The organism is Candidatus Atribacteria bacterium (assembly GCA_011056645.1).
In the GTDB taxonomy this organism is placed as follows: Bacteria; Atribacterota; Phoenicimicrobiia; order Phoenicimicrobiales; family Phoenicimicrobiaceae; genus Sediminicultor; species Sediminicultor quartus.
Map to the genome: position 1 here is coordinate 1 of DSEL01000023.1, position 5,926 is coordinate 5,926.

At 33.6% G+C, this 5,926-nt stretch carries 7 protein-coding genes; 4 read left to right on the forward strand and 3 right to left on the reverse strand.

Features of this window, described 5'->3' with window-relative positions; all coding sequences use genetic code 11:
- Positions 1-28: 28 nt before the first annotated feature.
- A complete protein-coding gene (locus tag ENO17_01055) occupies positions 29-952 on the forward strand; it encodes a tetratricopeptide repeat protein (protein HER23647.1) in 924 nt (307 codons plus the stop codon).
- Between the two features lie 178 nt (positions 953-1,130).
- On the opposite strand, the gene ENO17_01060 is transcribed toward ENO17_01055, so the two are convergent.
- Positions 1,131-1,961: a helix-turn-helix domain-containing protein gene (locus ENO17_01060; protein HER23648.1), complete on the reverse strand. Its 831-nt coding sequence runs from the start codon at positions 1,959-1,961 to the stop codon at positions 1,131-1,133.
- Between the two features lie 797 nt (positions 1,962-2,758).
- Between ENO17_01060 and ENO17_01065 the strand changes: the two genes are divergently transcribed.
- Both ENO17_01065 and ENO17_01070 read left to right on the forward strand, forming a co-directional pair.
- Entirely contained in the window at positions 2,759-3,376 is a 618-nt protein-coding gene (locus ENO17_01065) for a hypothetical protein (GenBank protein ID HER23649.1), read from the forward strand.
- On the forward strand, positions 3,369-4,154 hold the full coding sequence (locus ENO17_01070) for a nucleotidyl transferase AbiEii/AbiGii toxin family protein (GenBank protein ID HER23650.1): 786 nt from the start codon (positions 3,369-3,371) through the stop codon (positions 4,152-4,154). The genes ENO17_01065 and ENO17_01070 overlap by 8 nt, the downstream gene beginning before the upstream one ends.
- Before the next feature lie 25 nt (positions 4,155-4,179).
- On the opposite strand, the gene ENO17_01075 is transcribed toward ENO17_01070, so the two are convergent.
- Positions 4,180-4,395, reverse strand: coding sequence for a type II toxin-antitoxin system HicA family toxin (locus ENO17_01075; protein HER23651.1), 216 nt, complete (start codon positions 4,393-4,395; stop codon positions 4,180-4,182).
- Entirely contained in the window at positions 4,388-4,624 is a 237-nt protein-coding gene (locus ENO17_01080; protein HER23652.1) for a type II toxin-antitoxin system HicB family antitoxin, read from the reverse strand. The genes ENO17_01075 and ENO17_01080 overlap by 8 nt, the downstream gene beginning before the upstream one ends.
- Before the next feature lie 389 nt (positions 4,625-5,013).
- On the opposite strand from ENO17_01080, the gene ENO17_01085 reads away from it, so the two are divergent.
- A partial coding sequence (locus ENO17_01085; protein HER23653.1) for a chromosomal replication initiator DnaA occupies positions 5,014-5,926 on the forward strand: 913 nt, incomplete at its 3' end.

Below are 5,926 nucleotides of genomic sequence, written 5' to 3' on the forward strand. Positions count from 1 at the left end.
ATAATCTATATTAGGAAGGACATTAGAAATGAAATTAAATAAACAGACCTACTATACAATAATACTATTACTGCTCTTAATCGTTTCTCAAATTTTTATTCTCAGTGGTCTTGCCCAACAACTGCAGATTTCCAGTAATACACAACCGCAGGCAATAGACTACCTGCAAAGGGCAGTGAATAAGATGCAAGAGGCCTTAGATACCTATCAGGGTGCCAATTATCCCGGCAGAAAACTATGGATTGAAGCTATTGATTATGCCCAAAAAGCTCTTTACATTGATCCGAACTTTATTGAAGCCAATTATTACCTGGCACTGATGTATCAGTATACTAACTGGTATTACCGGGAAGCGGAACAATGGAAAAAATACCTGGATCTAATCAAGGGAACAGATTTGACCTCTACCTCTCTCCAAGTCCAACAGAATTTAGCCCATGCCTATTATCGTTTGGGTTCTAATTCCTATCAGAAAGGTGATTATGAGCAGTCTCTCACCTACTTCTTGAACTCGATTAAAGAGTATCCTGATTTAATGGATTCCAATTATTGGGCTGCCCGGGTCTTTTATGAAACTGATGATTTAGAAAAATCCTTATTTTACTGGGAGAGGGTACTCAACCTTGATCCTAACTACCCCAGAGCACAGTATTTTTATGACAAAATACAGGCATCCATCAAGTATGGCAAGCAAGCATACAACCTGTATGAACAAGGGTATAATTATTATGAAAAAAAGAACTTCAATCCGGCAATCGATTCTTATCGTGAGGCAATTCACTTAAATCCAAGATTTGCCGAGGCCTATTACTGGCTGGCAAGGGTCTATTTTGAAACCGGAGATTATCAGCAAGCAATCCAAAATTATCGAAAAGTCCTGGAGATAGAGCCCGATAATGCCAAAGCCGAGTACTGGCTAAAAGAATCACAGCGGCAGCTTGGAACGAAGTAATAAGAAAATTAGAATTAATTGAAAAGGAACAGAGAACCGTTCTCTGTTCCTTTTGTTTTTTAAAATAGGCACTTAAAATCACTTAAAATGGCTAATTCTTTTGACCGCTGGCAGCAATTAAATGAGGTAAATAATATATTCTTAAAGTGTGGCAAATAGCCGTTCCCTGACATATATATTACATTTCAAATTTTTTAACCAGATTCTGTTCGATCCATTTCAGGCTTTTTTCCATGAATAATCTGTCCTTTTCCTCTTTTTCTTTCTTTTTAAGAGCTAATTTATTTAGTTTTACTATTTTACTTTCCGATTCTATTTCTTCTGTCTCCATTATTTTTTCTTCCTCATCATTTTCTTCTTTAGATGATTCAGGATTAAGGTAATTAGCTTTTAAGGCAGTAATCAGCCAGCCGGCAGGATTTATTACATTCCTCTTTATCCGGAGAAGGTCAACTTTTTTCTCAATATCCTCTAAAGAATAATTTGAAATTATTTTATCAACCGATTTTTTATCCATATTTAGTTTTTCCAACTCTACTTTTATCCATTCTGTCTTTAGAGATTTTTTATTATCAGGAACTATTTTATTGGGATTGTTCTGATTGAAATAAGGAAATTCTTCTGATATTCCAGAGATAATCTCTTCGTTTTCTTCCGGCAGTTTTTCTACCGGAGGATAAAGAATATTTTCTTTATCTAATAGAACTATCTGATAAAGATTATGGTCATATCCTCCGGAGGAAGATCTTTGTTTTACCATTTTTTTGATTAGACCATATTCTAATAGAATATTGCGGTATCTGATTAAGGTCTTGGTGGTAGTGCCCATTCTTTTATTTAGAGTTTGAATGGAAGGCCAGGCAATGTCTTTTCCTTTATGACAGTAGCTTAAGAGCTGAAGATAGAGCATGGCTGGGCCGAGACCGATGGTACTTACCCAGCGAGCCAAGAAGTAGTCCTGAATAGTAGTATAAGAATTAGTTTTGTTAACTGCTATTTTTCTTTCCATAGTTTTTACCTTCCTTTGAATAGTTTTCGGGGAGAGAGGATAAGAAGATAAATAAATATTTATCCCCTCTACTTATTACATTGCAAAAAAGGGGTGAAAATACAAACCTCTAATAAAAAATATTTTAAAAAATTTATGAGCAGCAACAGCAGCAGGGAAAAAATTACATCCAAATGTTGTTGCTGTTCTATTTGTTACTGTTCTTACTTGTTGCTGTTAGTGTGGAATAATTCCACTGGGGGGTGTGGAGAATTTCCACTAAGGTAGTGGAAAAATTCCAGTAGGGGGTAGGAGTATATTTACCTCATCATACGGAGATTGACAAAGAACTGGAGGAAAATAATTTTATTTTAAAAAAGAAGGGTTTTTTATATCTTTTGTCGTAATAATATTAATGCGTAGAAAAATTAGAAAAGACTAATTCTTTTGATCGCTGGTGGCGATTAAATAAGGCAAATATTTATTCTTAAAATGGACAAAGAACCATGTCCTTGACACACAATATTTAAAGGAGATTGATAAATGAAAAGCTATATTTTTATCACCGAAGAAGGTAAGTGGCAAGTAGAAATGCACCTTGTGCGGAAAACAATTTTGCACCTTAGGTGCATTTTAGTTTGCCATTTCCAACCCCGCTTAAGATCTTATATCGAATTGTTGGGTGATTTTTTGCTATTATCAAAATGGTTTTTTCTGTCACCTATTTTTAAGGAGAAAGTTTTTATTTTTGCTTTTAGATTAATAAAGTGATATTATATTTCTTGAAAGTGTTGTAAAAAGCATTTTGGAGAAATAAGATGAAATTTTTAGAATTAAAGAGTGAGTTAAGGGATTTCACCATATTTTCCTTAAATGAGATTAAAAATATTGAACCTGGTTTTCATCGGAGAAGATTAAATGAGTGGCAGGATAAGGGCTATATTAAAAAAGTAGTTCGTGGATATTATATCTTTTCTGATTTAAAACTTAGTGAGGAAATTTTATTTAAGATTGCCAATCGCATTTATTTGCCATCTTATATCTCCCTGGAAAGTGCCTTATCTTATTATCATCTAATTCCCGAAAGCATTTATGGAATTACCTCTATTTCCACTCGAAAGACTTATCATTTTGTTACATCTATCGGAGAATTTATTTATAGGTCTTTAAAGCCTTCGCTTTTTTTTGGTTATGATTTAATAAAGTTTCAGGAAAAATATTTAAAAATGGCCAGCATAGAGAAAGCCCTGTTGGACTATTTTTGCTTGCACTCAGATATAGAAACAGAGCAAGATTTTGATAGTTTACGGATAAATAAAGAGATGTTTTTTAGTCAGGTTAGTCATCCTAAATTAATGATATTTTTAGAAAAGTTTAATCAAAAGAAATTAACCGGAAGAATGAATCGTTTTTGGAGTTATATGAAAAATGCTTAATTTAAAACAGATAGAAACATTTTACCCTGAAAATTTGAGAATCTTAAAAAGGAATTTACTAAGGGAATACTTACAATATGTCATATTAGATATTATTTACAGTTCCGGACATGGAAGCCGGTTGATCTTTATGGGTGGGACGGCAATCCATATGATCCACGGCGTTCGGCGGTTTTCTGAAGATTTGGATTTTGATAATAGGGGTTTAAGCAAAGAAGATTTTGAAGATTTATCAGATAAAATATTACGACAATTAGAGTTATATGGTTATTCTGTGGAAATACAAAATAGATATAGAGGTGCTTTTCATTGTTTTGTAAAATTCCCTGGAGTATTTTATCAGCACGGTATTTCTGGTCATACCCGGGAAAAATTAAGCATTCAAATTGATTGCGAACCTCAAAATGTTGATTATAAGACCGAGAGAGTTATTTTAAATAAGTTTGATATTTTTATGAAAATAAATGCCATACCACCAGATATATTATTGTCTCAGAAAATATTAGCTGTTTTATATCGTCCTAGGCCGATGGGAAGAGATTTCTATGATGTAATATTTCTTTTTTCCAAAACAAACCCAAGTTATCATTTTTTAAGAGAGAAGATGAAATTTAAAGAAGAAACCGGTATAGAAGAGATTAAAAAAAGGCTGCTGTTAAAGTGCGAGAAAGTAAATTTTAAAAAATTAGTTGAAGAAGTAAAACCTTTTTTGTTTTACTCAGATGATGCTGAAAAAATAATGTTATTTCCTGATTTCATTAAAGCAAAAATGAAGTGAAATAAAAGGGTTTGGGTTTCAATATTTATTTTAATTCTTCTTTGCTAATACCTGCTTGTTTTAAAATTTCCATTAAAGTGCCTTTTGGCAAATCTTTCTTATGGTAAGGGATAATAACTCTTCTTTTACTTTCAGAATGGTAATATATTCGATGGCTCCCCTTGGTCCTATCTAATACAAAACCATTACTTTCCAGGATCTTTATCACTTTCTGGGAGTTTAGAGGCGGTAGTTTAGGCACTTATTCCCACCGTAAGAGTATATTCTAAAGTGCCTTCATCATTGGGGATTTCGTCGTGATGAGATCTTAAACTTTCTAAGTATAATTCGATAGCTTCCTTTACTCTTTCCGTTGCTTCTTCGATGGATTCGCCATAGGTAACACATCCGGGGAGAGAAGGGACAGTTACCGTATAACCGCCTTCCGGTTCCTTCCTGAGTAAAATTCTATAACTTAACATTTGTGAAATAGACATTTCAAACCTCCAAATTTCTTCATGTTTTTTTTAACTCACGTCGGTTTCTGCTCTGATTATAATTAAAGTTAAGGAAATTGTCAAAATTACGGATAACGTGTTCCAACGAAACTTCATACTATAAATTTTTTAGCAAATAAAAAGCTCGCTTTGCCGATAACAAAGCGAGCTTGTAAAGGAGATATAATTATGAAAAATGTTAGGGGGACGGTTATAATAGCTCAGTAATTCGGTAACTTTAACTAACTTTTCATAAAGGGAGGAAATGGAAAATTAAAATACACCCTGAAATGATTTAACCATAAATCTCTTTGGTTTTAAAAAAAGAAAGGGGTCAGGTCTCAACATTTGACATAACTCTATTCAGGTGCTAATATCTTAATATGACTAGACCTTTACGATTATCTTTTGAAAATGCTTTTTATCATATTACCTCCCGGGGCAACCGGAGAGAAAAGATATTCTATTCCGACCGGGACAAAGAGGTGTTTTTAAAAAGATTAAAAGAAATGCTCATCAAATATTCGACGATTTGTTACGCTTATTGCCTCATGGATAATCATTATCATATCTTTATCAAAACGAATAAATCCAACCTGTCTCAAGGTATCCACTATCTCAACAGTTCTTATGCCAATTGGTTTCGTAATAAACATCAAATCATCGGTCCTCTTTTTCAAGGCCGGTTTAAATCTATTCTGGTGGATGCCGACAATTATGCGCTTGTTCTCTCAGCTTATATTCATCTAAATCCCTTACGGGCTGGAATAATAAAGCAATTAGAAGATTATCCCTGGAGCAGTTATTTGGATTACTTAAATTTAAGAAAATCTGATATGACCGATCCTTCTTTTGTATTAAAATCTATAGACCAAGATACTTTTAAAGCAATGAACAAATATCGAGAGTATGTTAGCGAAAGTCAGAATATGAAAGATCCCATTAAGGAATCCTATCACCATATCGCTCTTGGCAGTGCAACCTTTATTGAAAGGGTAAAAGAAAAGATAGAACATCTAGGACGAAGAAGAGAAATTCCTTCTACCCGCTTTCAGTCTAAACATGATGTGGATACGATTATTACCAAAATGACGCAAGCATTACCTATTGAAAGAAAGAGGATATTTGATAAAAAAAGAGGGAACCTGAATCGCTCTTTAGCCATCTATCTCGTTAAGCGGTTCACGCCACTTTCCTTATCTGAAATAGGTGAACTTTTCAAGATGGATTATTCAGCTGTTTCCCAGGCCGCTAAAAGATTTGAGCAAAAAAGCGAAGTTAATCATGAAATAAAAG